The following is a 25,284-nucleotide window of genomic DNA, read 5'->3' on the forward strand; positions in this document are numbered from 1 at the left end:
GCCGAGCTTGATATAGAGCTGCACGGCCCTCATGCGGTCTTCGTACGAATACATGAACTATCTCCCTGTTAGTCCAAGTTTTCGTCCGCACCTCCAAGGGGTCAATGTTCGGTGCTGATTGACAGACAGTTGCCAGCAGCCTTTTCCTTCGCTTTCGCAATGAAATAAAATAGGATGAGATCGGCTTCCAAGACATGATCCAACGCACTCATGCCACGGAGCATATTCGCTATTGCCAGAAAGGCGGGCCGGGGCGGAGAAAATACGATCGAGTCCTCAGGAATGCCCAAATGTTCCGACAAATCATTCGTTATCGAATCATCGTTTTCATCAGAGCAGAAGATTTCGAACTGGGAGAGTAGATCCAGACACGTGGAAATTGCGTCGCGGGAAACTCTGTCTGTCGGACTGAACGCTGAGATCTGCTTAGTGAAGGGTGACTCGAAAAGCTGCAGTACATCTTTGGGCGCATTCTTTATCTTACGTTTAAGCTCACGCTCGTCGACAAAGTTCATATCTGCGAAATAGGCCATGGCTGGCGCTAGAAGTATCTCGTCTCGCTTTGACAGAAATGTCGCCCGCTGACGGTAAAATGAGCCCACGGAAACAAGCCGAATGGCGAGTTCATAAAATGGATCGCGAAAGGAAACGATTTTGATCGTATCCTCGGTGAGATATTTCCAGACATTTTGCAGCATAACGCGCCCGCTGACATAGGTTGACTGCTGCTGCACGATTTCCAGCATTTGACGCACCGTCTCACTGCCATATCGGTCAACGCCGTGAGCAAAAAATTGGAAGTAATTTTTCACGCTACTGTCAAGTTCGCTATGAGGAGCCATCTGCGTTTCCAAGCGAAAGATGCGCTTTGAGATGTGCCGATCGGGACTGAACCGGCGATAAAATACAAACCCGCTCTCCGCGTCGGCGATTTCGATGTCATCGCGGCTCGCCAGGCCCGAAATTTTGGTTTCGTTCAGTTGGAATCCCACTATGCCGGTTGCGTGGTGCCCGTGTGCATATGGGCTTTCGAGGAATACATCGCATTCGAAAGGCCCGAAATCATCCCCGCCGGAACGCACGGCTACATACGGTCTTGAGGAAAAACCGTCTGGAATGAGGTACCCCTCTATGATCGAGCCGATATCCGAGTATACGTTGAAGTACATTTCTGTTAGATGCTCCAGGTTGAACTTACCGATCAAGCATCTCACTTACCATTATATTCATTTTAGCTAATTCAGCGCCAGAGTGAGGGCTCGTAAGGTTCGAAATGGCGAAAGGCTTGAAATCTCCGGGCTTTCGCAGGATGACATCGAAGCTTATCTTGTGTTCCAATGTGGCGAGTTGCTCAATTTGTAGCAAATCGCTTAGGTTCTCCCAATAAAGCTTCTCAAATATCGACGGACTTGAATTCCATTTATGCCCATATTTGCTGTCGTCGATAATGGCGTTCCAGGTGTACTCATAATTTGGCAAGATCAAGCCTATGCCGCCGCCTGGTTTCAATATCGTTGCCCAATAACGGAGAATTTCCATCGGATTGGCAACGTGCTCGAGCATATGGAGTGCGACGATGTAATCCAGGCTTCGTTCTTTGAAAGGTAGATCTTCTGGATTTGCAAGAATTGCATCTTTCAGGAACGCGTGATGGGTGCCGGTTGCGCCGGTCAACTCTTCACGCATGATATCAACTGGCGTCAAATATTCGCTTACGCGACGGTCACCGCAGCCTATGTTGACGCCATTTAGTTGTTTCAATGAATATCCAGAAGGGGCGGCTCTCAATGCCGCTTCTTCTTCCAGTCTCATTATAATCTCTGCTTCGTCGGCAGTGTATAGCACTAGAGATTTCGTCTTGATTGCAAATCGCTCTCTGCTCTGAATCGAAAAAGGAGACAGAAGCTCAAAATTCTCCGCACTTGTCATGTTGTTGAAGTTAACATTTTTCAGCAGAAATATTTCATCGCTCTCCGTCATTTCCACTTTAGCCGGCGGAAATACACGCTGATACTTTCTTTGGAGCCTCCTTCGCACTGATGTCAGTGCGCTATTTAGGCTAACTGATGGACTCATTTTGTACTCGCTTCTACCGCACGCACCGCCGATGCCCAATCCTCGTTATCCTCTAAATAAGGCGCCATCAAGCGACAGCCGTTGTACTAGATAGCGTGGGAGCTTCTCATGGTGAGATCCGAGGAAATGGCCGGCCACCAGAAGCGCGGACTGACGAGCCCTACGAAGCCTCATCAGAGTGGTGATCTTTCCATACTTCTGTTCATCCATCTCCTGCTTAAATGCATAAAGTGCGAGACGGCACATTGAGCGCAGGGCCTTCAATGGTTGGGAGGAAAGCTTGTATCCAAAATATTTGTTGAAGTGTCGCGATTCGTCGAATGCTCGCATGAACTGCTGAGAAGCGGTATAATCATGAGAATGATAGACAATTGCATCCGGTGCGTATGCCTTCGCATAGCCGGCTTCGATGATAGATCGAGCCCAGAGCTGGTCCTCCGCGAACTCGACATCGGGATAAGGAAATTTCTCCCATACGGATTTTCGCATCAATGAATTATTGTCCGAATAGAAATGCAGAGCCTGCCGCCAGCTTTCGTCCGTTGCATATCGTGCGGAATCCGTGTGCCGATCCACCACCAATGGATACTTTAGAAAGCTATCGAAATGCCTATCGATATCGTTCTTAATAAATGGTGACGACAAAGGGTAGGCGAGATGTCGTCCGAAAACCCCGGCGATCCGTTCATCCTGTTCTGCCGTTGAGACAAGCGTAAGGAGCCATTTGTCGTCGATAGGTTCAGCGTCGTGGGTCAAAAGCGCCACAAATTCAGTGTCAGCGGCCTCGATTGCAAGGTTTCGCGTCCTCCCATGTCCGAAGTTTTTTGGCTCTATCTCAATTAGGCGAACACGCGGTTGTTGGCGTAAGTATTCTCGCGTGCCATCGCCCGAACCCGAATCGATCACAATTACGTCGTAAGACCAAGGTGTATTTTGGTTCAACACCTTTTCCAAGACCCGTGATATACTCGGCATGGCATTCTTGGTGGGCACAATAACCGCACAACGGTGCTTTGCCATCATCGGCTTCCTTCATTTACATATTGAAGAACACGTGAACAAATAGCTCCCTCGATCATGCGTGCTGATTTTTCCCAGGATAACCCCTCGATGTACGAAACCCCGGAGTTTCTCAGCCGATCGCGCTCGTTCGGCCGAGCCAAAAGCTGCTCAATAGTATCTGCAATCGCTTCCGGCGTAGGTTGAGTTAATGCAATTGTACCGGGAGGAAAGATCGTTGTGACCGTATCGAGGTCGAGATCGATAACTGGCAGGCCGCAAGCCATCATTTCTTTGTTCACTAAAGAATGGTTCGTCGCGGAAAACACCATTCCCAGCGTGGCGTTCCGATAAAGGCTTGCGAGTGCGCGCGGAGTCAACACGCCGTGATCTCGATATGGAAAGTCCACCTTGAGGCTTCCCAATTCCCACCCAAAGAAATCTACCTCGAACTTGACATCTCTGGCTTTCAAGATTTCAAGTGCAATAAATGCAAGTTCAACAGCCCGCCTGGATGTTACATGGCGGGCATATACCGCAATCCTGCTGTTGCTGCGGTCCGAGGAATATGGCGAATTGTAAACGCTCTCATCGTAGGCCAACGGCCACGACATCGCCCAGTTACCAAACCGGTTGCACATGATTTTGCGAAGCCATTCGCCTGCACATAGGCAATCGAAATCGAAGCGGTAAGTTGCCTCGGTCAACAGAGCCTCCGATCCCATCGGGTAAAAGCTTGGCTCATAATCCTGAACAAAATAAAATTTTCGAACAAACTTACCCATCGCTCGGGCGGGATAGCAGGTAAAGCGATCAGTCGCGATCAGTGCATCCCCTTCACTGTCCGGCGTGACGCCGCCAAACAAAGTAATTGCCCCTGAGAAGGGCTGGAAATGCTTGTTGATCGTTTCGCGCGCCGCTTCGGCGCTTGTATGAATAGTTGGATTTTGGATCAATAACTGAACATCGTGACCGAAACGCTCAAGAAAGTGAGCAATTCGGAAAATCGTCATATGCCCCCCGGCACCAGGTTGGAAATCCGGTATTACCCACGTAATCCGAAGGCGGGAAGGATCGAATGTGTCGAGAGGCGGAGTGCCTCCCGAGTTCTGATAGCATATAAAGCTTTTGAGGGAATCGGCTTTGCTCTGAAGGGGCGATTTCCGCCGATTCCCTAGAAGGGCCCGTTTCAATTTTTTCGACAATGAGGGTAGACGAAAAGGGGCCATGCCTATTCCTTTTTCCGATCGTCCCGTTCGTTTCAATACGCCTTGGCACCCTTAGCTACGCTAAGCAGTGCAAAGATAACGACGACATATCGTTGCTCAAATTTGCCAATGAATCTAAACCGGCTTTTCCGGCCGGCGCTATGTCAGATCGAATTGCGCCTACCAAGTTCCCGTTCCCAGTCCAGCGCGGTTTTTACAATGAAGTTAAGATCATTATATTGCGGGACCCAATCCAACTGACGTTCTGCCGCTGTCGGATTGGCAACGATCGAGGCGGCATCCCCAGGCCGACGGCCCGCAAAGTTTACGGCGAAATCCACGCCTGATACTGCACGCACACAATCTAGGACTTCCAATACAGAGAATCCCTTTCCGTAGCCGCAATTAGCGACTAGAGAACCGCCACCGTTACGCATCCGCTGAAGCGCCTTGAGATGGGCCGCAGTCAAGTCGCTGACATGAATGTAGTCTCGCACGCATGTGCCGTCGGGAGTCGGATAGTCTGTGCCGAACACGCTAATAGCACTTCGCTTGCCAAGCGCGGTCTCGCACGCCACCTTTAAAAGGTGGGTCGCTCCTATAGTGGATTGTCCTACGCGGCTATAGGGGTCACTGCCCGCCACATTGAAATATCTAAGGGCCGTATATTTGAACGAGGAGTACGCAGCAGCGACATCCCGTAGCATGATTTCCGTCATCAACTTGGATGAACCATATGGCGATTCGGGTCGCAATTGCGCGCTTTCCAGCACCGGTTCGGAATTATCCGGCGTGCCGTAAACCGCTGCGGTCGATGAGAATACAAAATACTTGATCCGTGCCGCTAAAGCGGCCGCAATCAAAGCGTGCGACTTTAGCGTGTTGTTGTTGTAATACTTAAGTGGGTCAGAAACCGATTCCGGCACGACAACGGACCCAGCAAAATGAATGACCGCATCAATGGGGTGAGTCGCAAATATTTCATATAGAAGGCCTTCGTCTGCTATGTCGCCCCTGTAGAGTTTTGCGTCCGGGGCAACGGCCCATTCAAACCCGGTTGAAAGGCAATCAACCACGACAACGTCTTCGCCAGCGTCCAGCAGCGACCAAACCATGTGGCTACCAATATAGCCAGCTCCCCCTGTCACTAGGACCGTCATCGTATGTGCTCCGTAAGTTGGACTAGGAGTTAGAAGATTGTATGATCTGATTTGTCAACCAATCCTCCTCTTTTATGACCAGCATGATGTCATGCAACTAATTCAGTGAGCAATCGCGGCATCTGCCTCGCGCTCCCTTCCCTGGTGGTAAACAGCGATTTCCGCGACTTCTCGATGGCTGGAACATCTACAATAATAATAAACGACTACGTTGTAGTGGCCCCCTAAATGACCGGACAAAGTCTTCCCGCTTCCACGACCGCCGGTACGAACATCGGGCCGCCCTGGAGGTTCGGCGCAGCTTCCAGCGGCTTTCGGGCGAGCCAGCGCCAAGTGAACAGTTGCTGTGGGGCCAATCCGTGACGCCGAGCCACCGAGCAGGCCTTGATGCCCGGCTGAAAACTCTCCGCAACGGTTTGCGCCTTCTGCTCATCGCTCACCCACGACGGCGACCGCTGCCGTGGAAACCTCGAACCGGCGCACCTCTGATGGTATTCAGACGTCTTGAGACCTGGTGCGATAATAGAGGAAAGGTCCTCGAGCCTTACATTGGATAGCTGAGATCCGGAAACTATTGCGCACTTGGCCACCACCAAGGAAATCAAAAGCGAGGATGTGTCACTACAGCATGAGCTTGTTATTACAGCCGTTAAACCACGCTTCGGGCGCTCCCTACAGAGCCAATCGAATGGTTGACCGATAACCGTTCATGCTTGTCGCCAATGACATCAAACCCCTGTCGCACGATATCGGCATGGAACGCACTCAACGCTTGTCGGAAGTCCAAGATAGAACCGCATGGCTCGGGCTTTTCGTGAAGACCGTCACGCGAGATCACATTAACGTCCATCCCATGCGCGATGCAACAGACGCATCCTCGACCAACTACTGATTCATTCAAACACCACAATTGCGTTCCATCCGCACAAAGCTCTTTGGCAAGCGAAGTGAACCAGGGATCACGCAATTCAATGTATGCGGGCGGAAGTTCCTATCTAAAGAGCCTCGTCAGCATCCAGTATGCGACCTTCTACAAGTCCGTAAATCCACAGAACAGGCAAAAAAATTAATAGAAGGCCAAATTCGGAGACCGCAGTGAAACGGTGTGTACCTTGCACGGGCGCGGCAGATTCAAACGATTGACGTGCAGGTAAACGGATTGAGTTCTCCATCAGAACGTTTGTTAGCTGACGGTCCATTTCTGCGTCCGGACTATCTCCGTCGAAGGTGAGAAAAGATGACTGCTTTCTGCGCTTTTCACTCGTGCTCGACATTTGCCGCTCCCGGGTTTCGATGCTAGACAGCGAATTCAAACCCAAAGCTAATAAATGGTTAAATTTCCTGCGGCATGTCAACTTGTTTTCCTGTTTGCCGTTTCGATCACCGGCTCAATGCTGTCCACATCATGAAGCAGCATCGCCCAATTGACAGACTTCCACCCCAACCAAAGCAGCTAGATCCAACCTTTGACAAGAAATCCAACGAATCCAAGAAACCCGTATCACCATGAGATATCCTTCGATCAGCACGTTTGGCTCCCTGCAGCTAACTCGCGTTATCGTACTCTCATCGATTTGATCGATGATCGAGGTCTTATCGATCAGCTTATCGAAAACCATTTGAATGTTGCGCATGACATTTCAGCTCACCTTCCGATTGCATCGAAAAAAATCCTCTCCTCGCTTTCTGAAGCAGATTTGGCGGAGGTACGGAAACGGCTGGTGGAACTTGATCTTCCGGACTCCCATCATAATTTAATCACGTCGGCCTCATATTTTTTTCCAGAGTTGAGAAGAAAATTAAGGACGTCAATTACTAACCCCCCACATAACATCCACCGAATGCAAAGACCGGAGGCTTACGTCGGGGACCTTTACAGTGCGGATATGGTCGCATCTGTACTCAGCCTCTCTGGTATATCCTTCGAACCGAATCAAAAGTATCTCGACTTTGGCTGCTCATCCGGCTCGTTAATTCGTGTTCTCAAGGCCGTAGCGCCGGATAGTTCGTTTCATGGGGTCGATCCGATACCCTCCTCGATCGATTGGGCAAATAAGAACATCCCGGGCGCAAAGTTCTCGGTTTCCAACCCAAGGCCGCCTCTTCACGAAAGCGATGGCGCTTATCGCGGCGTTATAGCTATTTCGATATGGTCTCATCTTGGAGAAAAAGAAGCACTCGCGTGGTTCGAAGAGATGTATCGGCTTGTCGAAAGTAATGGTTGGCTTCTATTTACCGCGCACGGAGATACATCAATAAGCTTTTACAACAAAATGCAACTATACCCGCCGCGCAGAATTCTAGCCTTGCTGGAGGGACTAGCCAATACTGATTTTGTCTTTGAGGAGATATATATTGGTAATTCACCTGAGGGGCTTAGTGCCAAAGGGTATGGTAATGCATATTTTCTTCCGTCATGGGTGGAGCGTAATCTTTCTGATAAGTGGGACGTTATATACTTCGGAAAGGCGCAAAACCAAGAAAACCAAGATGTCTACCTCTTGCAAAAGCGTAGTGATAGATCGCTGGATATGAGCGCCAGCAGCGATATGTATTTGGGCCGCTACCCATTTGGGAGCTGGATAAAAAGCTGGGTTCTGCGCAACCTTCAGCGTCGGAGGTGAATATTACAAGAAACCGCCGATGCCAACGCGCCGCAAACTCGTCATGTAGCGAGTAGGACTCGATGGAAGCCGTCGTGCCCGTATGGATACCGACATCGAGACGGAATCGCGTGGCCGTCACTTCGTGTTGAACCCACACGAGGCACCGCCTTAAGAGGATTAGGCGCCCGACTCAGAAAACAAGTAGTTCTTTCGATCGAACATTCAGCCCATTTTTGATGGATGAGTAGCTACTTCTGGTAATGTAAGCTTTACCGGGGATCGCTTTCACGGTGGGGTTACAGACGCAACGCAAAATTCAATGCTTTAAGTCTGCGTGCCGCTTACATGGAAAATCACGTTGTCCCCGATTAGCTGAGCAGCTGCTAACGACCAGCCAGAATTTGAGCTCGTAGGCTTCGTTCAAGAACCAATCCTATTGCCAAACTACCAAATGCGAATCCAACCAAATATTCTTTGTCAAGGTACTGGTCTGGATAACCGAGATAGTAGCTCGAACGCATCCACTCGACGGAGTGAAACACTGGGTTCCACGCGCAGAGTCTCACCAATTGCTCTGGAAAAACGTGGAGATAAATGGGGGCTCCTGAGGTTAGGTAGAAACCAACCATAGAAAATCCGTAAATCATTGCAAACATTGGGAAAATGGCCGTTATCACGCTCGCGATAATGCCAAAACCCAGCGCTAAAACTAGCGTGACAGAAAAAGCCTGAACGGCCTGAGCGACATCGTTGGGAATTGAATCGGACCCCGCTGCCAGCAAGGAGAAAAATAACACGAACACCGACATATTTATTGCAACGGCCTCAAGAAAAGCTCTGGCGAGAATAATGTCAAGCAATCGCACAATCGGAAATGCCATCATCCCTTTGTTAGCCACTAACGATATCGACATGAATCTCGAGACGTAGCTAAACGCTAGCGCAGGAACCAACCCGGTAGCAAAGAATAACTGCAAGTCATCACCGAAAACGGCCTGGCGATTGAAGATGTGATACACCACCAACAGCATTATGACGTGTCCCAACGGAAACAGCGGCACGATCAAGAACCCGAGGCCGTGATTGAAAAAACGGCTTCGAATATCACGCAGGATAACAGCGTGCATGACGTTGAGCTTTTCGATAATCGGACTTCCTTGCATATTTGCGTTGCCGCGCTCCTTGTGTCCACCGTGGTGACCATGTAGCCAGCCCTAGTAAAGCTTGGTTCAGCAGCATAGCGCGAGAAAAATTGAATCGCGTCGGGTTGCCGAAGGCTGTTTGGTTTAAATTATGCTGCCATGGCCGGTTCGTCCAGCATTGCGTAATACTGCTCCTCGGCTTCAGCTTGCGGAATGTTGCCGATAGGCTCCAGAAGTCGTCGGTTGCTGAACCGATCGACCTCATTCCACGGAGGCGAATCTCGATATTTCGAAGCTGCGCCACGTTCCGCGCTGATTGATGATCTCTGCCATGTGGAGACAGTTGATCGTTCGACTAGGGCGCTGTCGTAGCTGTCGCGGACACTTCCGACTGACGGCTCGACGCGTCCTTCAGGCGAGAATTTATCCGTTTCTTGCTGTATCGGCTCCACTTTCTCTGAAGTTGGAGTTCCGACAAACACGGTGCGGTTAATAAGACTATGCTGGAGGCGCTCGCCTCGTAAGTTATCAAACCTCCAAACAGCAATCTGATTTGTTCAATTATTGATGGCCAACTCCAGCACAACGAGATAAGCGGATAGCGGTGACAAAGCCGCTTGATCCAGGGGGCACTTAAGGCTCATCGATGTCTAGGAGCGCCCTTCTATGCGAAAAGTTACACTGGTCGGCACTGCTGCCTCCTGCCTCACCATCGCTCTTGCAACACGGCCGGATGCGGCATTATCTTTGCCAGTGTCTAGCCGTTGTTCGTTCTGATAATTCTTATGGCCGTACACGCCAAGTAGCATGTAACTTAGCCATCCAGACCGCCCATTGATTTCGTCACGTCGTTCCCTTTCGTTGTCATGGTTCATCCGGATTGCCCCAATACCCCGCGTCAAAGACTCAGTATGTGCCCACAAATGTGCTCAGTCGAATCCATCAAACGAGGTATGGAGGGAACGTAGAGATATTCGACCTGCAGCGGCTCTCGTCCGTGAAATAAACGTGGGCGCCGCCCTTTGCGTGAGATGCACAGGAAGGATGAATGCCAGGGGAGCGCAAATTCCGGTTGACAATTTGCCGAACCGGCGCCTGCCTTTCGCAAACATATAGATGCTCAGTGACCTCCGGCTAGCGTAGGGTCGCTGCCCTTCTCAGGGAGCGGCGGGCGCCAATGAGCTATGTCGTCAACGTAAGCAAACTGATCGGATCATCGCTACCATGCCATGATTCATTAGAATTTTGCGGCGGTGCGAATAGACGAAAGCGGTGTTTGGCCTGCTGCCGGTTTATCGGACACGAGATTAAGCTAATCCCACCTTGGTTTTACAGTCATTGGGGCTGAGATAGTCCAGTGGGCGACGTTTCGGGTTGTAGAAGCGCTCTATGTAATCGAACACGTCCGCTCTGGCATCGTTTCTCGTGCGATATATCTTGCGTGCCGTTCTCTCCGTTTTCAGTGATGAGAAGAAGCTCTCCCTTGCTGCGTTGTTCCAGACATTTCCAGAGCGGCTCATCGGACAGGCCGTAGTCGCCCATAAGGGGCTGGAACTGCTCGCTCGTATATTGGCTACCCTGATCGGAATGATGCAGGAGCGCGTCCGGTTTTCCTCGACGCCAGATCGCCATGATCAGTGCATCGGTGACGAGTTGGGCCGTCATGTTGGCATTCATCGACCAGCCAATGACACGTCGTGAGAACAGGTCGATGAATGCTGCGACATACAACCAGCCTTCTGCGGTCCAGATATAGGTGAAGTCAGCCACCCCCTTCTGGTTCGGATTGTCCCCTACGAACTGGTGGTCGAGGACGTTCGGCATGATGACGGCACGGTCACCGGCATCCTTCGGCAAGCCACGCCGTCTTGGCCTGGCGCTAAGCGCATTCACGCGCATCAGCCGCTCTATACGATGTAGGCCACAGGATAACCCCTCTTCCTGCACATCGTGCCAGACCCGTCGAGCACCATAAGTGCGGTCGCTGGACTTGAAGCTCTGCGTGATCTTGTCCAGCAAGACCTAATCATAGTGGGCGTGTGCACGTGGAAAACGATTGAACCAGGCGTGAAAGCCTGATCGGGAAACTCCGAGCGCTTCGCAGAGACACGCCACCGGCCAGATCGAACGATGCTTTGCAATGAACGGAACTTCATATCGCGTCCCTGGCAAAGTAGGCTGCGGCGTTTTTTAGGATATCGCGCTCCGCCTTCAGCTTGGCGACTTCACGACGGAACAGCTCGATCTCAAGCTGCTCCGGCTTCATTTGGCCTTTTCCAGGAAACGACTGGCTGGGATCGTCGCCGTATTCACGAACCCATTTGCGCAAGACATTCTCGTGGACATCAAGATCTCGAGCAGCTTGCGCAACAGTAACCCCACGTACCCCTGACAAGCTTCACAGCCTCAAGCTTATACTCGCGGCTGCATATTCGTCTTCGCATTCATGCTCTCCGGTTTCAGGAGGAACACCTTAACTCGATGTCCATGAAACCGGCAGCAGGCCAGCGCATAAGGAACATGAAAGCAGTTGCGCTCGTCGCTTACTGAATATACCGATTGCGAGCGCATTGGGCGCGCATCGTTCGCAGAGCGTCGATGGGACTTTCAGAGGGTTAAATGCTACGTCAAAACGTGAAGTCCCTTGCCCAAATGTGGGGCCAGTGGGTAGCGGGAGTACAATACGAAATTAACTACTGGGATCGGTGGCTTGGGAGCCGCGGCGGTCAACATTGCGAAGACTTCGCAAATAGGATGACGCCTGATCGCCCAATCGATGGCATGATCGGACCAATTATTGACAGACTCCCGAAACCAGATGTTCAAATTTTGGATATAGGCGCAGGTCCGCTCACGTGCCTAGGAGCGACCCGCCCTGGCTATCGACTTGAGATAGTTCCAACCGACGCATTGGCAGATCAATATGATCGTCTGCTGGAGAAGCACCGGATTAGACCGCAAATCAGGACTATGTTTGCGCTCGGAGAGGACATCGAACTTCTTTTCGGACAGAATACGTTTGATATCGTCCACTGTCAGAATGCCTTAGACCACGCAATAGACCCCGTCCGCGTCCTTCTGCAGATGCTCACCGTCTGCAGGGTCGGTGGATATGTGATGTTGCGGCACGCCCACAACGAGGCTGAGCATGAGCAGTATAGCGGCTTCCATCAATGGAACCTTACTATGAGGCACAATGACTTCGTGATTTGGAATCGCGACCACGACATCAACTTCAGTGATGAAGTCGCCGGCTTCGCAAGCCACGAGGTGCTAATGTCTGAAGGCTACCTTATCAACGTTTTCAGGAAACGAAACGATGTCCCTGTGGGGTTAGGTGGAGATTTTAGTAACCGCATTGCATCTTTCCAATCAGCTGTCGTCGCTTCCTTGGGGACAGTTGAGCAGAGCAATTTGGTCGCGCCGGATAACTAGTCAGTGGTCATGGAAGAACATGACCGAATCCCACCCGCGTTCTTTGCCAAAAGCGTCCGACGCGGCCCCAATGGTCCTTGAAGTCGCAAATGCCTGAAGACAACGAGCTTTATTATGATCAGTCCCCTCGAAAAAACCAAGGCAGCCCGGCGGTGATCTGGGACGGGTCCAAGCAAATTCTCGTTAAGTGGTATATTCTGCACCGCATTTGGAGACGCGTTGAGGAAAGGATAGCAAAGTTTTCTTGCTCCTATCTAGCTGAGACCCGTCGAAGATTACATTTAACTGCGGAAAGAGTTAGCTAGCGGTTCCCATCCAGCGAGAGGTAACTATGGCCCTGTTGTTGAAGAACGACGACTGCGCGCTGCGGGCAGTATGTTTGGCCAGCAACAGCAATTCTGTTTTGGTTTGTTTTTCACCTTGGTCCCAAAACCCGTCTTTGGACGCGTATGGGTTCGCGGAAGACCTATGCACGAAATATCAATGGCCGGCGGTATTCGTAATCCCGGCCCGGAATGACTGGTATCAATCGGACGGGTGCTGGGAGGTGGTATCCGCAGCGGCGGAGGTAACATCCCGGTTCCGGCGCGTAGTAACTTACGGCAGCAGTATGGGTGGCTATGCCGCGTTGAATTATGCATCTGATCTAAACGCTAAAGCGGCTCTCGCTGTGATGCCTCAGTTTTCGATTGATCGGTCGAAGGTTCCATTCGAAGAGCGGTGGTCACAGGAAGCATCATCTACCAAATTCGTCCGCGATAAGATCTCTGATGAGAGTCTTGCATACGCTAAAGCTTTTGTTTTGTATGACAAGTTTTACGGCCCGGACAAGCTTCAGGTAAAGAAGCTTGGTGCACTCGCGAACGTCGAAGCGATTTGCCTGCCGCTCATGGGCCACTCCGGTCCGGGCGGTCGACTATTATCGGATGCACTTGCTGCCATCAGAACGGATGATCTCGCTGATTTCCCGTCCTTCGTTAAAAAAAACTATCGTAAGGCATCAAGGGATAGCGCTACGCGTCTGTTCCAGTTAGCTAGGCTTTCTCGATTTCTTTCGACCGAACAGCGAATGATGCTGTTGAAGCGAGCGGCGGCGAAAGAACCTATGAACTTAAAGGTGGATTTGGTGATGGCCGAATTACTGATAAAATCATCCGAGTGGGCCAGAGCCGCCAATGTGCTCCTCGATGCAGTCCGCAGGCATCCGACGGTTTCAATCTTTTGGAGTTATCTTGGTTCTTGCCAAAGCCGAATGCTGCAGTTTGAAGTTGCGCTTCAATCAACCGACAAGGCAATCCGATTTGAGCCGAGCAATGCTTATTTGTATCATCAGAAAGCGCGATGCTACATGAACTTAAAGCAGTTTCGAAATGCCTTTGATGAGCAGTTGAAGGCCTTAGCACTCGACCCGCACAACGAGCTTTACACAAATCAGCGGGATGAAATCTCGGGTCATCTAGCCTAAGCTAAGACATCCTCGCGCCCTATCCAAAATTTAAACTGATCCGCCCCCTTCATCCTATGATGAGTGTCGCAAACGAGAATAGTACCTTCTCGATTGTGGCACTTCATTTGCGTCATGGAATTCTCGCTCTTCGCGTGACCAGCTGAACTCCCCTATTGAGACCGGACGGCATAAGCAGAAAAGGCTCAAGCACAGGCTTGAGGACATGTGCGGACGCCTCCGGGTGCGCAAGTAGAATCTTCGTACGATGGCATCGAAGTTTGGTGCGGACATGTGTTTGGCTTCTTTTGCGGCAAAACATTGCCGCCAAAGATCGCCGCAGACACGCTGGACTTCTCCCGTTCCAACTGCATCAAACGGTTGTAAGGCAGAACCACGCAGAGTGTACCACGAGGCTGAGGACGCAGAAGTCCTGCCCGCTATTCGCAGGTTGGCGGACCAAAGGCCGACCTATGGCTCTCGGCGGATCGCCGCGCTCCTCACTTGCGAAAGGCGAGCCGCTGATAAGCCTGTCGTCAACGCCAAACGGACTTATCGCATCATGGCAACCAGGCCGTGCTGTTGGAGAAACATACGGCCATCCGCAAAAAACTGCATTCACGACGGCAAGTCATGGTCATGCGCCCCAATCTGCGCTGGTGCTCCAACGCTCTGAAGTTTACCCGCAGGAATGGTGAGGTCATTCGTCTCGCCTTCATGATCGACGCCTTCGACCGGGAGATCGTCGCCTGGACGACGGTCGCCAACTCAGGCATCTCTGGCTCGGGCGTGCGCGACGTGATGCTGGTGGCAGTCGAGAAGCTCTTCGGCGCAACCCGAGCGCCGCATACTATCGAGCATCTCTCGGACAACGGATCGGCCTATAGCCCAGCGGATAACTTTCAAAGTTTCTGCGGCCTGAAGCTCTCCGCGAGCACATGGCTGGCGTCGTAGAGCCTTTGGTCCGAAACGCGCGTCACGTCGCCTGGGCGGCGTCGCCGACGACTGTTTAACGTACTGCGCGGCGACAGCGGCCAGAGCCTCATTCTCTTGTCGCCGACTGTGATTACGGGATGCTCTTGCAATTCATTTCAATATCTCTCGCAGATCTTGCCCAAGTTATCGTTCAGGCCTTGCAGGCCATGCTGGATGAGGTTCAGCCCTTCGTCCAGCGTGACCTCGCCTCATCTTCCGTCCCGGCCTCGACGTGGCAGGGCACTTCCACGAAACGTCCTCCACCAGCAATCTGCCGAGGCAATTGCATGGTGTGGGCCGTAAAAGTGAAGCAGATCCGGAACACTTGCTGCATAGCACATGTCTTCTTGAAACCGCCACCGGGCAATTAATAAACAGCATCTACTCCCTATGGACATCCTCATCCGCAATAAGTTGAGACGCGTCGAATTGCTCATCGAATAACCATGTGATATTCGCATTTCGGAACGTTCAGGACGGTGGGGGATTTTGTGCGCTTCGAGAGAACCGCAATTGAAGACGTTCTGTTGATCGTTCCGAAAAAGTTCGGCGATCCTCGTGGGTATTTCATCGAGACTTTTCGAGCCAACGAGTTTGAGGCGAAAGTAGGCATTTTCCCGTTCGTACAAGACAACCAGTCTTACTCGGCAAAGCCAGGAACGGTGCGAGGCCTACACTTTCAGACCCCTCCGCATGCCCAGGGGAAATTGGTCTCTTGTTCGAGCGGAGCAATCCTTGATGTCGCGGTCGATATCCGCGGCGGATCGCCGACCTATGGCAAGTTCGTGGCGGTGGAGCTTTCAGCGGAAAACGCTCTTCAACTATGGCTACCGCCCGGTTTCGCACATGGGTTCTGTACACTGACGGCAGCTACCGTCGTCTCCTACAAGGTGACCAACTATTACAGCGCCGAACACGACCACGGGCTTCTTTGGAACGATCCGGTCGTCGGTATCGAATGGCCCGTCACGGCGGAAAAGGCTATCCTATCGGAAAAGGACCGGAAGCAGCCGACGCTCGCGGAGCTTCCGTCGAGCTTCATTTACTCCGTGAACGAGGAAGTCGGCAAACGCAGTCGGAGCCAGTAACGAGAGTTCCTCAGAGGGTAATCCAAAGCATGCGCGTAGTTGTGACGGGTGGAGCGGGTTTCATCGGATCGGCGGTCATCCGCCACCTCGTGCTGGAAAAAGGATATGAGGTCCTCAACATTGACAAGCTGACCTATGCCGGCACGTTGACCTCGCTAAGACCGGTCGAGGCCAAGCTGTCTTACCGGTTCCTGAAGATCGATATATGCGATGCTGCGGCAATAAGCTCCGCAATTTCAACGTTCCGGCCGGACCGGGTGATGCATCTGGCGGCCGAGAGCCATGTCGATCGCTCCATCCTCGGTGCGCGGCAATTCATCGAAACCAATATACTTGGCTCCTTCACCGTTCTTGAATGCTCGCGAGCGTACTGGGAGGCACTTGCCCCTGAAGACCAAAGCCGGTTCCGCTTTCTACATGTTTCGACGGACGAGGTTTATGGCTCTTTAGGCCTGGAAGGATCATTCTCGGAAACGACCCCCTACGATCCGAGCTCTCCCTACTCGGCCTCGAAGGCCGCATCGGACCATCTAGCCAAGGCATGGACCCGCACCTATGGCATGCCGGTCATCGTGTCCAACTGCTCGAACAACTACGGCCCCTTCCATTTTCCCGAAAAGCTGATCCCGTTGACGATCCTCAACGCCCTTGAAGGAAAGCCCCTGCCGGTCTACGGGAACGGAACAAATATTCGGGACTGGCTTTACGTTGAAGATCACGCAAGGGCATTGAATCTCATCGCCGAGCAAGGCCGGGTCGGAGAAACCTATAATGTTGGCGGTCGCAACGAGCGCCGCAATATCGATGTCGTGAAGCGAATCTGCGCAATCCTGGACGATCTGCGACCGATCGGACATCCCCGCGAGGAACTGATCCAGTTCGTGATGGACCGACCCGGCCATGATGCACGTTATGCGATTGACGCGACGAAGCTGGAAACGGAACTTGGTTGGAGAGCGCAGGAGAGCTTCGATACCGGAATCGAAAAGACGGTGCGCTGGTATCTCGACAATGAATGGTGGTGGGCACCGCTGCGCAAAGGATATGACGGCAGCCGCCTAGGGCTGATCAAGACCGGGACCGGATGATGCACAAACCCCGACGATACGTTGTGACCGGCTTTAGGGGACAGGTCGTCCAATCTCTCCTCGAGAATGCAAGTAGTCGAAGCGACGTAGAAATTATTCCGGTCGGCCGTCCCGAACTCGATTTAGCGAAACCAGAGACTATCGCCGCGACCGTCGAGGCTGCTCGCCCCGATCTCATCGTTTCCGCCGCGGCCTTCACCGGGGTCGATCTGGCAGAAACAGATGCGGCGACGGCCATCTCCATCAACGCCGACGGCCCTGGAGAACTGGCGCGAGTGGCGGCAACTCTTCGGATCCCGATCATTCATTTATCCACCGACTATGTCTTCGACGGCAACAAGTCTTCCCCATATGGCGAATCCGATCCCGTCGCCCCCCTTGGCGTCTATGGCCGCTCAAAGCTTATGGGCGAGCAGAACGTGGCTGCAGCAACTGAAGACCATGCCATCCTTCGCACAGCCTGGATCTACAGCTCATTCAGCCGGAATTTCTTGCGCACGATGCTGAAGATCGCAGCGACTAAGGAAGAGGTGCGCATCGTCGAGGATCAGATCGGCAATCCGACTTCGGCAATCGATATTGCCGATACCGTCATCGCCGTGGGGCAAAACCTACTGGCTTCGAGCGATCCCGCCGTGCGCGGCATCTTTCACGTGGCCGGAACGGGCGCGGCGAGCTGGGCGGATTTCGCAGACGAAATTTTCCGGATTTCGGCAGCGAATGGCGGGCCTTCGGCAAAGGTCATCCGCATTCCGACCAGCGAATACCCTACACTTGCGCGGCGCCCAGCCAACTCCCAACTGGACTGTTCAAAACTGCACAAATGCCATGGCATTGTCATGCCAGATTGGCAGGCTTCGACGGAATCCGTGGTCAGGCGCGCGCTGCAGCCAGTCACCTTTAAAAACCGAAAGTTCGGGGGATGAGAAAATGAAGGGAATTATTCTCGCCGGTGGCAGCGGAACGCGGCTGCACCCGATGACGCAGGTGATGTCGAAACAACTCATGCCGATCTACGACAAGCCGATGATATATTATCCGCTTTCCACGCTGATGCTGGCGGGAATCCGCGACATTCTGATCATATCGACACCGAAAGATCTCCCGAATTTCCAGCAATTGCTCGGCGACGGTTCCCAATGGGGGCTCTCGTTGTCCTATGCGGAGCAACCCTCTCCGGATGGTCTGGCACAAGCCTATATCATCGGAGCCGACTTCGTTGGTTCCAGTTCGTCCTGTCTGATCCTTGGCGATAACATCTTTTTCGGCCATGGCATCACCGACCTTTTCAAAAACGCCATGGCGCGGGAAAGTGGAGCCACGGTGTTTGCCTATCACGTCAACGATCCACAACGTTATGGCGTGGTCGAGTTCGACAAGCAGATGAAAGCGGCTTCGATCGAAGAGAAGCCGGAACGTCCCCGCTCCAACTGGGCCGTCACCGGCTTATATTTCTACGACGAGGACGTCGTCGATATCGCGGCCAACCTGAAACCATCGGCACGGGGGGAACTGGAAATAACCGACGTCAATCGCGCCTATCTCGAACGCGGAACGCTGCATGTGGAGATGATGGGACGTGGTTATGCCTGGCTCGACACCGGAACGCCCGATAGCCTGCTGGAAGCATCCGAATTTGTCTCAACGCTTGAACGCCGACAGGGCGTCAAAATCTGCTGCCCTGAAGAAATCGCCTACCGGATGAGTTTTATAGACGCCGATCAACTTGAACGCATCTCCACCCAATACGGGCGGAGTGCTTACGGACAATATCTAACGGCGCTTCTACGGGATTCCAGGCAGCATCAGACCCATCGAGGCTAGAAGCGATCACTGCTTAGAGATAAGGCAAGTTCGCAGCAACTCCACGATATCAGAAGCAGCGAAATATCGTCTGAAGCCCACCATTCGCTTGTTACGGCATCCATGGGCCTCTCCTCTATTTCACCCGATCCAACGCCGCGATCTGCTGCGCGGCGATGGCGACGGCGGTGTCGCTGAGGTCGCGGACGATCATGGCGATCTCAGCCTCGTGCTTGAGCCGTTTCTTGGACAGCCTGCGCTTCGACTGGCCGGCGTCGATCATTCCCATGATGTCCAGATCGAGTACGGCCGCGAGGTCGATCAGCGTATCGAGTGCCGGCAAATGGACGCTGCGCTCGATATTGGAGACGCTTTCCGGAGTCTTGCCGATCTTGGCGGCCAGCTCTTCCTGGGTCCAGCGCCGGCGCTCGCGTGCGGCCTTTACCTGCGATCCGATCGCCTGTTTCAATGCATCCGTCATGAAGGCGAAGATGACTTCGTGATTTAGACTTGACCATGAAGCAGACTTGAGCATTGGTCTAGCGCATGAAGTGCGCTTCGGGAGAACGCTGTTCGCCGAAGTCCACCGGAGCCGGAGACCGCACAATGGTGCATGACGACAAGACCGACCCACCCGTGACGGCATCGCGCCTGGCCCTGGCGATCGAGGAAGACCTCAGGTTCGTCGAGGGGATCGCCGCCGTGCTGCGCCACCTTGGCGAAGGCAGAGAACCTATCGAACCCGGCGCGATCGCCGCCCTGGCCATCTGCCTGCACGAGCCCGCCGCCCGGATGGTGGCGTTGAGGCGGGCGGCGAGCCGCGCTGAATGCAACTGGGAAGAGATCGAGACGGTCTAGCGGACATCTTAGGGGACATCAGCAAGGAGATGGGAATGACTGAAACAGCAGAACAAGCAGGCGGTCTCCAGGCCGCTCCACCCGCGGTGCCCAATTTGGGGAAGCGCGAATCATCGGTCAGCAAGTTCAGGCGGGCCGCCCTGCTTTATGGCCTTGGCGGCTTCTTCCTAGTGACGGGTTTGGCGGCGGTGATCGGCAACCAGCCGACGACCCGCCTCGGCTTCCTTGGTGCGGCAGCGCTTGTCATTCCGGGCATCAGGTGGGTGACCTATCGTGTCAGGGATGTCGCGCCACTGCGGGCAGAGCGCAAGAAGCTGGCGGTGGAACTGGCGGCTCAGAAGCCCGCGGTCCAGAGGCGGCTTCAGGTTTTGATCGATGCTGACCGCAACAACAAGGTTGTCACCGCGGAGGTCAACGGATGAGCCAGCAAAACTACAAGATCGAGAATATGTTGGGGCTTGGGCTCCTCATCGCCGCGGCAATCTGGTACTTCGGTGGATCCGGCCGTGATGCTGGAATCGAGGAAACGGCGAGCAGCAAAACCGCAGCACCTGCCGAGACCTGGCAGGCGGAATATTCCACCTGCGTGCGTGACCTCACCTGCTGGGCAAGCAAATGGCAGGCGGCTGCCGGCCGAAATTGCGGGGTGCCGATCGAGCGCTTGGCGAAGCTGAACTTCAAATGGACCAACCGTACCTTCGAACCCCGGTTGCCACGGGCGACCTGGCTGAACAAGGACACCGGCACGCTTACCTATATCGGCGACGGCATTGAATTCCAGAACGGTTTCGGCGCCTGGATCATCCACACCTACGAATGCGACTACGATCCGTTGTCGGCGCGGGTGATCGCGGTTCGCGCCAGAACCGGCCAGATGTGAGGCAGAGCGGATGGCAAGACACCTTATCCGCATCATCGGCCACGGCGTTCGAAGGCTATTTACCGCTCTTCTTCTACTGCCCCTGCTGGCACACGCTTCAGTCGCCGACTGGCATTACCGCCAGGCCAGGGACGAGATGCGCGGCATCACCGTTTCCCTCGCCTCCGTGGTCAGTGATAACGGCGCAGAGCTGTCATGGCCCGCCGGGCCGACAAGGGTTCAGCTGACGCTACGCAGCCGCAATCCGAGCGATCTTAGCGTCTACCTCACGACCGACAGCGGTCACTTCGCCTGCCTCGATGGAGCGACGGTCGCGGTCAAGTTCGACGACGGCGCAGTCGAGGACTATCGTTGCGACACGCCGAACGACGGAGGCACGCAGCAGATCTTCCTGATGGACGCTTTCGGCTTCTTCGCCAAACTGAAGCGCTCCGGCAAAGTGACCATCGAACCCACTTTTTTCGGCAATGGACGTCATCAGTTCACCTTCACCACCACCGGGCTCGGCTGGACGTGATAGGTGCAGGACAAACCGATAAGACAAAGGCGGACGTCGTTTCCGGCACCCGCCTTGTCTTTACAGGACCTCAAGCCTTACCGATGCATGCCGCCTCACCTCAGCGCCGTTCACGCGTGCTAGGAACCTGTCCACGGGGGCGGCCCTCGCCTCTCTGCCGGGCTTGTGCCCGCCGCTCCCCCAGGAAATCCATGAACTGCGTCATGCTGTCGACCATGTCGTCGTGTTTCCCGGTGGGGAAGCTAAGGCATTCCCGCCGGAAGTCGGCGAGCCAGCGCGCCTCGGCAGGGAGCCAGAATGCACCGTCCGTGATCCGGCTGACGGCACTGGCGAAACGGATCTCCTTCTCCACCTTGGGCCGCATGCCGTGGAGCTGGCCCCGACGCAGCCCCACCTCTCGGTTGAGTTCCTTGAGAAGGGAAACTCCCGATCCTGCCCGTTCGATCAAAATTTGGTCGGGGTTCCACCGGCTCCTTTCCCGCAGGATGCGATGCTTCAAAGCGTTGTAGGACAACCTCTCACGGATGACGTCTAGCAGGTACCAACCCTCGTCGCGATAACCCCAGGTCGTTCCGGCGGAATAATCCGCTGTCAGCTCTTCCGACCATGCAGTATCCCAGCTCTGGACGACCCAGCGAAAGTCCTCCCGATGAAGCTCTTCATCATAGGTCTTGAAGATGCTCCAATCGAGCTGCCCACCGCCGTCCGGGACCGGGTTCTGCTGGTACTGGGTCTCGAACACCTGCAACCCCATCGCGCGCCGGTACATGTCCAGGGTCTCCCGCGATTCGTTCTGCGGAAAGAGCACGTCTCCGACACGGCGCTGGTGAACCGTGCCATCTCCGATCATGATGATCTCGTCTTCAACCGCGATCGCGGGCAGGTTGAGATGCTCGAAGCACCCAAGCGACAGAAGGTGGGCTGCAGCATCCTCTTCATGCAGGCGCTGCTGGATGGCGATGAGGCACCCGCGCGCCTTGTTGTTGAACCGGCTGAGGAGCGACCCGCTGATATAATCCCGAACACGCTGCCGTTCGGCTTCCGACGTCGCGTCAAGTGCCTTCATCGGGTCGTCGATGATGATATAGTCGGCGCCAAATCCCGTAACCGAGCCGCCGATCGACGTAACGCGGATACCACCGGTCTGGGGCGTCAGGAGATCAGACCCCGACACGCTGATCCGGACCTGGGGGAAAAGCTCCTGATAGTACCGTGAAGTGATCAGCCGCCGCAGGCCCGCCATGATCAGGTTGCTGAGGTCTGCGGCATAGGTCGTGATGATGATCTTGGCATGCGGGTTATGCCCGAGGATGAACGCCGGCGTAGCAATCGACGCGCAGATCGTCTTCAGATAACGGGGCGGCAGCGTGATCAAGAGGAACCGACTCTCCAGGCTTACACAGCGCTGAAGCTGGTGGGTCATGGCCCGAACATGCCAGTTGTCGATATAGCTGGAACCCCCGTCATGGAGAACGTCGAACGCGCCCCAGACGAACTGATGGAGATTGTCGCGCCGCGCCGCGATAAGGCACTGACGGATCATCGTCTGCGCAATTGGTCCGAGGCGAGCATCGGAAGGTGCATTGAAGTTCATTCCTCGACCTCCAGACCGGCGCCCATATCAAGCAGGAAGTGGCCCAAGCCAAGGGCTTCGATAGCCTTCCGGGCATCGGCCTTGGAAAGCCCGGTCCTAACCATCTGATCGAGCTGTAGGGCAGCATAGGCGCGCATGTCGCTGTCGGATACCGCCAACTCACCGGCCGCGCCCCCTGCCACGTTGTCTCCCTCGCCCTCGAGTATGCCAAACTGGAGGACGAGTTTATGGAACTCGGCATGGGCCTTCGGGTCTCCTTTCATGGCTTTCTGCAGCAATTGCTCATAGGGCACCATCATGCTGGGCATGGTTAGCCGCTTGCCGTTCCGATTGATGGTCACCGGGCGCGCCAGCATCTCCTTTAGGCGAGTCTTCAAGCTTTTGGCTCCCTTCGGCCGCCCTTTTGGGTTACCGCACTGACCCTTCTTGAACTGCGTGTGCTTCGGTGGCTTGCCGTAACCGACGTCGTAGTCGCCGTCACGCGTGTCCCCGACCTTGCCACCACGCTTGGGGGGAGATGCATCGGCGGCCGTGTCGGCGGCCGGGGGCGGCGCATAGTCATCGCCTCCCCCCGCGTCGGCTTGGGCGAAAGAGGCTTCGATCGCCTGTTCGATCGGCGCCTGGCCCTTGCGCGCCACTTTTGCATCGACGTCGATCTGCTCGACGTCAGCCGACCCGTGTCTGGGTCGGCTGCGCTGGTGGATCTTCGGCTCGTCACTCATCGGCCGCCTCCACCTGCTGAACCAGGCCGGCACGGCTGCGCTTGTGGATGGTGACAGGTTGGTCGGGATCCTTGGCCGGTACCGCCTGCGGCTGCGCCTGGCGCATCTTGCCCATCTCGGCAAAGGTCTTTCCCGTCACCGCATGGATCGCCTCGATGCCGGCGAAGGCCTCGAAGCGGCGGACGATGGTGTCCGCGTAAAGCGGATCGATCTCGACGCCATGGCAGACCCGGCCGCACTTATGCGCCGCAACCAGCGTCGAGCCGGAGCCGAGGAAGGTGTCGATGACGATGTCGTTGACTTCGGTGACGTCCTTGATCGCCTCCAACAGGAGGTTGACCGGTTTGACTGTCGGGTGCATGGCGAGCGCTTCGTCGCGGCCACGTCCGAACGACGCCATGCCCGGATGATCCCAGACATTGGTGCGATATCGGCCATTGCTTCCGAGCTGGACGTTGTTGATGTGAGGCGTGCTTCCCTTCTTGTAGACGAGGCAGAGTTCGTGCTGCGAGCGGTAGAGCGTGCCCATGCCGCCCGTCCCCTTGTTCCAGACGCAGAGATTGATCTGGCTAAGGTCGCAGGCGTCGAGCGCCGACATATAGATGCCAGCGCCGCGCCAATCCATGAAGCCGTAAAACAGGCCGCCATCGATGAGGTATCCGCAGGCGAGCGCCGAAGCCTTGATCAGAAAGTCGAGGAACTCCTCTTTCGACATCTCGCCGGACGCCATCGCGAACTCGCGGTGCCTGACCTTGCCGAGACCGCTGACGAAGCCCTTCACGGCGACATTGTAGGGGGCGTCCGTCAGCACCATGCGCGCCGTCCGGCCGTCCATCAGCGCCTCCAGGACCGCCGGATCGAGGGCGCTGCCGCAGATGATGCGGTGCTTGCCGAGCTGCCAGATATCTCCAGGTTCGGTCACGGCCGGTCCCGGTGCGGCCTCGGGCAACCTGTCCGCCTCATCCGGCTTGGCCGGCTTAGCCGCCTCGGCCTGCTGGCCGATCAAGTCGATCTCCGGCGTCGTGAACGAGATCGCATCGAGGTTGAAGTCGATCGTCACTAGGAAGTCGAGTTCGGTCTTCAGCTCAGGAAAGTCCCACTCGGCAAGCTCGGCCAGCCGGTTGTCGGCGATCTTGAAGGCACGCTTGTCGTCCTCCGACAGATGATTGACCTCTACGCAGGGCAGATGGGTGATGCCGAGGCGGCGGGCCGCCTCCACCCGCGCGTCACCAGCAAGGACGACGGCCTTCTCGTCGATAACGATCGGGATCAGGTAACCGAACTGGTTGAACGAACCCATCAGGGCACCGATCAGACGTTCGTTGTGAACGCGGGTCTTGCGCAGATGCGGCTTCAGGCAGTCGAGCGGTTGGAGTTCGATCCGGTCGACGATCCTGTTGGTGAAGGCCTTGATCTCGGCGGGCAGCCGGCGCTGATGGTCGCTCTTCGACGGCTTCGGCAGATTGCGCGAGCCTCTGAGCCGTTTCCGAAATTGGGGATGGGAAGCATCATTCATTGTCTATGACCTTCTTGAGGCGGAACAGATCCGGCTCGAAGGAAGAGACAGGCGGAAACATACCAACTGTCCCCGGCCCTCGAGCCTGGGTGAAGTTGGCTGCTTCCGTGGACGAAGCCGTCCTTTGATGCTGCCTATGACCAACCGCGGTTGCGGCTGTGATGAGAGATCTA

At 54.6% G+C, this 25,284-nt stretch carries 23 protein-coding genes and 3 pseudogenes; 13 read left to right on the forward strand and 13 right to left on the reverse strand.

Annotated elements, in window-relative coordinates; genetic code table 11:
• Nucleotides 1-101 precede the first annotated feature (101 nt).
• The 6 genes from J2X76_RS08015 to J2X76_RS31585 all read right to left on the reverse strand — a co-directional run bounded on the left by J2X76_RS08015 (nt 102) and on the right by J2X76_RS31585 (nt 6,036).
• Nucleotides 102-1,205: a hypothetical protein gene (locus J2X76_RS08015; RefSeq protein WP_310214797.1), complete on the reverse strand. Its 1,104-nt coding sequence runs from the start codon at nt 1,203-1,205 to the stop codon at nt 102-104.
• Nucleotides 1,195-2,115 carry a class I SAM-dependent methyltransferase gene (locus tag J2X76_RS08020; RefSeq protein WP_310214800.1) on the reverse strand — a complete coding sequence of 307 codons (921 nt, stop codon included), beginning with the start codon at nt 2,113-2,115 and terminating at the stop codon, nt 1,195-1,197. Before J2X76_RS08020 ends, J2X76_RS08015 begins: the two co-directional genes overlap by 11 nt.
• A gap of 6 nt (nt 2,116-2,121) precedes the next feature.
• The gene (locus tag J2X76_RS08025; RefSeq protein ID WP_310214802.1) at nt 2,122-3,096 is read right to left on the reverse strand and encodes a glycosyltransferase; all 975 of its coding nucleotides are present in this window, start codon (nt 3,094-3,096) and stop codon (nt 2,122-2,124) included.
• Nucleotides 3,096-4,088, reverse strand: a complete 993-nt coding sequence (locus tag J2X76_RS08030) for a glycosyltransferase (protein WP_310214804.1) — start codon at nt 4,086-4,088, stop codon at nt 3,096-3,098. Before J2X76_RS08030 ends, J2X76_RS08025 begins: the two co-directional genes overlap by 1 nt.
• A 359-nt stretch (nt 4,089-4,447) precedes the next feature.
• On the reverse strand, nt 4,448-5,443 hold the full coding sequence (galE, locus tag J2X76_RS08035; RefSeq protein ID WP_310214806.1) for a UDP-glucose 4-epimerase GalE: 996 nt from the start codon (nt 5,441-5,443) through the stop codon (nt 4,448-4,450).
• A 224-nt stretch (nt 5,444-5,667) separates the two neighbouring features.
• A complete protein-coding gene (locus J2X76_RS31585) occupies nt 5,668-6,036 on the reverse strand; it encodes a transposase (RefSeq protein WP_405030003.1) in 369 nt (122 codons plus the stop codon).
• A 116-nt stretch (nt 6,037-6,152) separates the two neighbouring features.
• Here J2X76_RS31585 and J2X76_RS08040 point away from each other — a divergent pair, with 116 nt between their 5' ends.
• Together J2X76_RS08040 and J2X76_RS08045 are read left to right on the forward strand one after the other, a co-directional pair.
• On the forward strand, nt 6,153-6,335 hold the full coding sequence (locus tag J2X76_RS08040) for a hypothetical protein (RefSeq protein WP_310214809.1): 183 nt from the start codon (nt 6,153-6,155) through the stop codon (nt 6,333-6,335).
• Nucleotides 6,336-6,909: 574 nt separating this feature from the next.
• Nucleotides 6,910-8,067: a class I SAM-dependent methyltransferase gene (locus tag J2X76_RS08045; RefSeq protein WP_310214812.1), complete on the forward strand. Its 1,158-nt coding sequence runs from the start codon at nt 6,910-6,912 to the stop codon at nt 8,065-8,067.
• Between the two features lie 365 nt (nt 8,068-8,432).
• Here the strand turns inward: J2X76_RS08045 and J2X76_RS08050 are convergent, their stop codons facing one another.
• The 3 genes and pseudogenes from J2X76_RS08050 to J2X76_RS08060 all read right to left on the reverse strand — a co-directional run bounded on the left by J2X76_RS08050 (nt 8,433) and on the right by J2X76_RS08060 (nt 11,635).
• Entirely contained in the window at nt 8,433-9,212 is a 780-nt protein-coding gene (locus tag J2X76_RS08050; RefSeq protein ID WP_310214815.1) for an ABC transporter permease, read from the reverse strand.
• A gap of 128 nt (nt 9,213-9,340) precedes the next feature.
• Nucleotides 9,341-9,604 (reverse strand): annotated as a pseudogene (locus J2X76_RS08055) (IS3 family transposase); the annotation flags it as partial.
• 894 nt (nt 9,605-10,498) lie between these two features.
• Nucleotides 10,499-11,635, reverse strand: a pseudogene (locus tag J2X76_RS08060) (IS3 family transposase).
• 175 nt (nt 11,636-11,810) lie between these two features.
• Between J2X76_RS08060 and J2X76_RS08065 the strand changes: the two are divergent.
• From J2X76_RS08065 to rfbA, 7 genes and pseudogenes are all read left to right on the forward strand, one after another.
• Nucleotides 11,811-12,626 carry a methyltransferase domain-containing protein gene (locus tag J2X76_RS08065; protein WP_310214818.1) on the forward strand — a complete coding sequence of 272 codons (816 nt, stop codon included), beginning with the start codon at nt 11,811-11,813 and terminating at the stop codon, nt 12,624-12,626.
• Between the two features lie 331 nt (nt 12,627-12,957).
• Complete coding sequence (locus tag J2X76_RS08070; protein WP_310214821.1) at nt 12,958-14,091, forward strand: hypothetical protein; 1,134 nt, start codon at nt 12,958-12,960, stop codon at nt 14,089-14,091.
• 309 nt (nt 14,092-14,400) lie between these two features.
• A pseudogene (locus tag J2X76_RS08075) lies at nt 14,401-15,024 on the forward strand (DDE-type integrase/transposase/recombinase); the annotation flags it as partial.
• Between the two features lie 512 nt (nt 15,025-15,536).
• Nucleotides 15,537-16,133, forward strand: coding sequence for a dTDP-4-dehydrorhamnose 3,5-epimerase (rfbC, locus tag J2X76_RS08080; RefSeq protein ID WP_310214823.1), 597 nt, complete (start codon nt 15,537-15,539; stop codon nt 16,131-16,133).
• A gap of 29 nt (nt 16,134-16,162) precedes the next feature.
• On the forward strand, nt 16,163-17,221 hold the full coding sequence (gene rfbB / locus J2X76_RS08085) for a dTDP-glucose 4,6-dehydratase (protein ID WP_310216492.1): 1,059 nt from the start codon (nt 16,163-16,165) through the stop codon (nt 17,219-17,221).
• Entirely contained in the window at nt 17,218-18,147 is a 930-nt protein-coding gene (rfbD, locus tag J2X76_RS08090; protein WP_310214825.1) for a dTDP-4-dehydrorhamnose reductase, read from the forward strand. The genes rfbB and rfbD overlap by 4 nt, the downstream gene beginning before the upstream one ends.
• A gap of 4 nt (nt 18,148-18,151) precedes the next feature.
• A complete protein-coding gene (gene rfbA, locus J2X76_RS08095; RefSeq protein WP_310216495.1) occupies nt 18,152-19,045 on the forward strand; it encodes a glucose-1-phosphate thymidylyltransferase RfbA in 894 nt (297 codons plus the stop codon).
• A 115-nt stretch (nt 19,046-19,160) separates the two neighbouring features.
• Here rfbA and J2X76_RS08100 read toward each other — a convergent pair whose 3' ends face one another.
• Nucleotides 19,161-19,505: a helix-turn-helix transcriptional regulator gene (locus tag J2X76_RS08100; RefSeq protein ID WP_310214828.1), complete on the reverse strand. Its 345-nt coding sequence runs from the start codon at nt 19,503-19,505 to the stop codon at nt 19,161-19,163.
• A gap of 125 nt (nt 19,506-19,630) precedes the next feature.
• Here J2X76_RS08100 and J2X76_RS08105 point away from each other — a divergent pair, with 125 nt between their 5' ends.
• Genes J2X76_RS08105 through J2X76_RS08120 form a run of 4 tightly spaced genes read left to right on the forward strand, consistent with a single transcriptional unit; the run spans nt 19,631 to nt 21,279 of the window.
• The gene (locus J2X76_RS08105; RefSeq protein WP_310214830.1) at nt 19,631-19,882 is read left to right on the forward strand and encodes a hypothetical protein; all 252 of its coding nucleotides are present in this window, start codon (nt 19,631-19,633) and stop codon (nt 19,880-19,882) included.
• Between the two features lie 35 nt (nt 19,883-19,917).
• Nucleotides 19,918-20,304 carry a hypothetical protein gene (locus tag J2X76_RS08110; protein ID WP_310214832.1) on the forward strand — a complete coding sequence of 129 codons (387 nt, stop codon included), beginning with the start codon at nt 19,918-19,920 and terminating at the stop codon, nt 20,302-20,304.
• On the forward strand, nt 20,301-20,762 hold the full coding sequence (locus J2X76_RS08115) for a hypothetical protein (protein WP_310214834.1): 462 nt from the start codon (nt 20,301-20,303) through the stop codon (nt 20,760-20,762). Before J2X76_RS08110 ends, J2X76_RS08115 begins: the two co-directional genes overlap by 4 nt.
• A 10-nt stretch (nt 20,763-20,772) precedes the next feature.
• Nucleotides 20,773-21,279 carry a hypothetical protein gene (locus tag J2X76_RS08120; protein ID WP_310214835.1) on the forward strand — a complete coding sequence of 169 codons (507 nt, stop codon included), beginning with the start codon at nt 20,773-20,775 and terminating at the stop codon, nt 21,277-21,279.
• Between the two features lie 100 nt (nt 21,280-21,379).
• On the opposite strand, the gene terL is transcribed toward J2X76_RS08120, so the two are convergent.
• The 3 genes from terL to J2X76_RS08135 are packed head-to-tail and all read right to left on the reverse strand — an operon-like array spanning nt 21,380 to nt 25,111.
• The gene (terL, locus tag J2X76_RS08125) at nt 21,380-22,873 is read right to left on the reverse strand and encodes a phage terminase large subunit (RefSeq protein WP_310214837.1); all 1,494 of its coding nucleotides are present in this window, start codon (nt 22,871-22,873) and stop codon (nt 21,380-21,382) included.
• Nucleotides 22,870-23,595 carry a DUF5681 domain-containing protein gene (locus J2X76_RS08130; RefSeq protein ID WP_310214840.1) on the reverse strand — a complete coding sequence of 242 codons (726 nt, stop codon included), beginning with the start codon at nt 23,593-23,595 and terminating at the stop codon, nt 22,870-22,872. The genes terL and J2X76_RS08130 overlap by 4 nt, the downstream gene beginning before the upstream one ends.
• Nucleotides 23,588-25,111: a DNA methyltransferase gene (locus J2X76_RS08135; protein ID WP_310214843.1), complete on the reverse strand. Its 1,524-nt coding sequence runs from the start codon at nt 25,109-25,111 to the stop codon at nt 23,588-23,590. Before J2X76_RS08135 ends, J2X76_RS08130 begins: the two co-directional genes overlap by 8 nt.
• Nucleotides 25,112-25,284: the final 173 nt, after the last annotated feature.

This window comes from Neorhizobium sp. 2083 (assembly GCF_031455615.1).
GTDB lineage: Bacteria > Pseudomonadota > Alphaproteobacteria > Rhizobiales > Rhizobiaceae > Neorhizobium.

Bases quoted from the DNA above. Each gene is read 5' to 3' on its own strand.
- rfbB (WP_310216492.1), top strand. From the start codon at position 16,163: ATGCGCGTAGTTGTGACGGGTGGAGCGGGTTTCATCGGATCGGCGGTC.
- J2X76_RS08100 (WP_310214828.1), bottom strand. From the start codon at position 19,505: ATGACGGATGCATTGAAACAGGCGATCGGATCGCAGGTAAAGGCCGCA.
- J2X76_RS08040 (WP_310214809.1), top strand. From the start codon at position 6,153: ATGCTTGTCGCCAATGACATCAAACCCCTGTCGCACGATATCGGCATG.
- rfbD (WP_310214825.1), top strand. From the start codon at position 17,218: ATGATGCACAAACCCCGACGATACGTTGTGACCGGCTTTAGGGGACAG.
- J2X76_RS08030 (WP_310214804.1), bottom strand. From the start codon at position 4,088: ATGACGATTTTCCGAATTGCTCACTTTCTTGAGCGTTTCGGTCACGAT.
- J2X76_RS08105 (WP_310214830.1), top strand. From the start codon at position 19,631: ATGGTGCATGACGACAAGACCGACCCACCCGTGACGGCATCGCGCCTG.
- J2X76_RS08065 (WP_310214818.1), top strand. From the start codon at position 11,811: ATGCTACGTCAAAACGTGAAGTCCCTTGCCCAAATGTGGGGCCAGTGG.
- J2X76_RS08070 (WP_310214821.1), top strand. From the start codon at position 12,958: ATGGCCCTGTTGTTGAAGAACGACGACTGCGCGCTGCGGGCAGTATGT.
- terL (WP_310214837.1), bottom strand. From the start codon at position 22,873: ATGAACTTCAATGCACCTTCCGATGCTCGCCTCGGACCAATTGCGCAG.
- rfbA (WP_310216495.1), top strand. From the start codon at position 18,152: ATGAAGGGAATTATTCTCGCCGGTGGCAGCGGAACGCGGCTGCACCCG.
- J2X76_RS08115 (WP_310214834.1), top strand. From the start codon at position 20,301: ATGAGCCAGCAAAACTACAAGATCGAGAATATGTTGGGGCTTGGGCTC.
- galE (WP_310214806.1), bottom strand. From the start codon at position 5,443: ATGACGGTCCTAGTGACAGGGGGAGCTGGCTATATTGGTAGCCACATG.
- J2X76_RS08120 (WP_310214835.1), top strand. From the start codon at position 20,773: ATGGCAAGACACCTTATCCGCATCATCGGCCACGGCGTTCGAAGGCTA.
- J2X76_RS08050 (WP_310214815.1), bottom strand. From the start codon at position 9,212: ATGCAAGGAAGTCCGATTATCGAAAAGCTCAACGTCATGCACGCTGTT.
- J2X76_RS08025 (WP_310214802.1), bottom strand. From the start codon at position 3,096: ATGGCAAAGCACCGTTGTGCGGTTATTGTGCCCACCAAGAATGCCATG.
- J2X76_RS08135 (WP_310214843.1), bottom strand. From the start codon at position 25,111: ATGAATGATGCTTCCCATCCCCAATTTCGGAAACGGCTCAGAGGCTCG.
- J2X76_RS08110 (WP_310214832.1), top strand. From the start codon at position 19,918: ATGACTGAAACAGCAGAACAAGCAGGCGGTCTCCAGGCCGCTCCACCC.
- J2X76_RS08130 (WP_310214840.1), bottom strand. From the start codon at position 23,595: ATGAGTGACGAGCCGAAGATCCACCAGCGCAGCCGACCCAGACACGGG.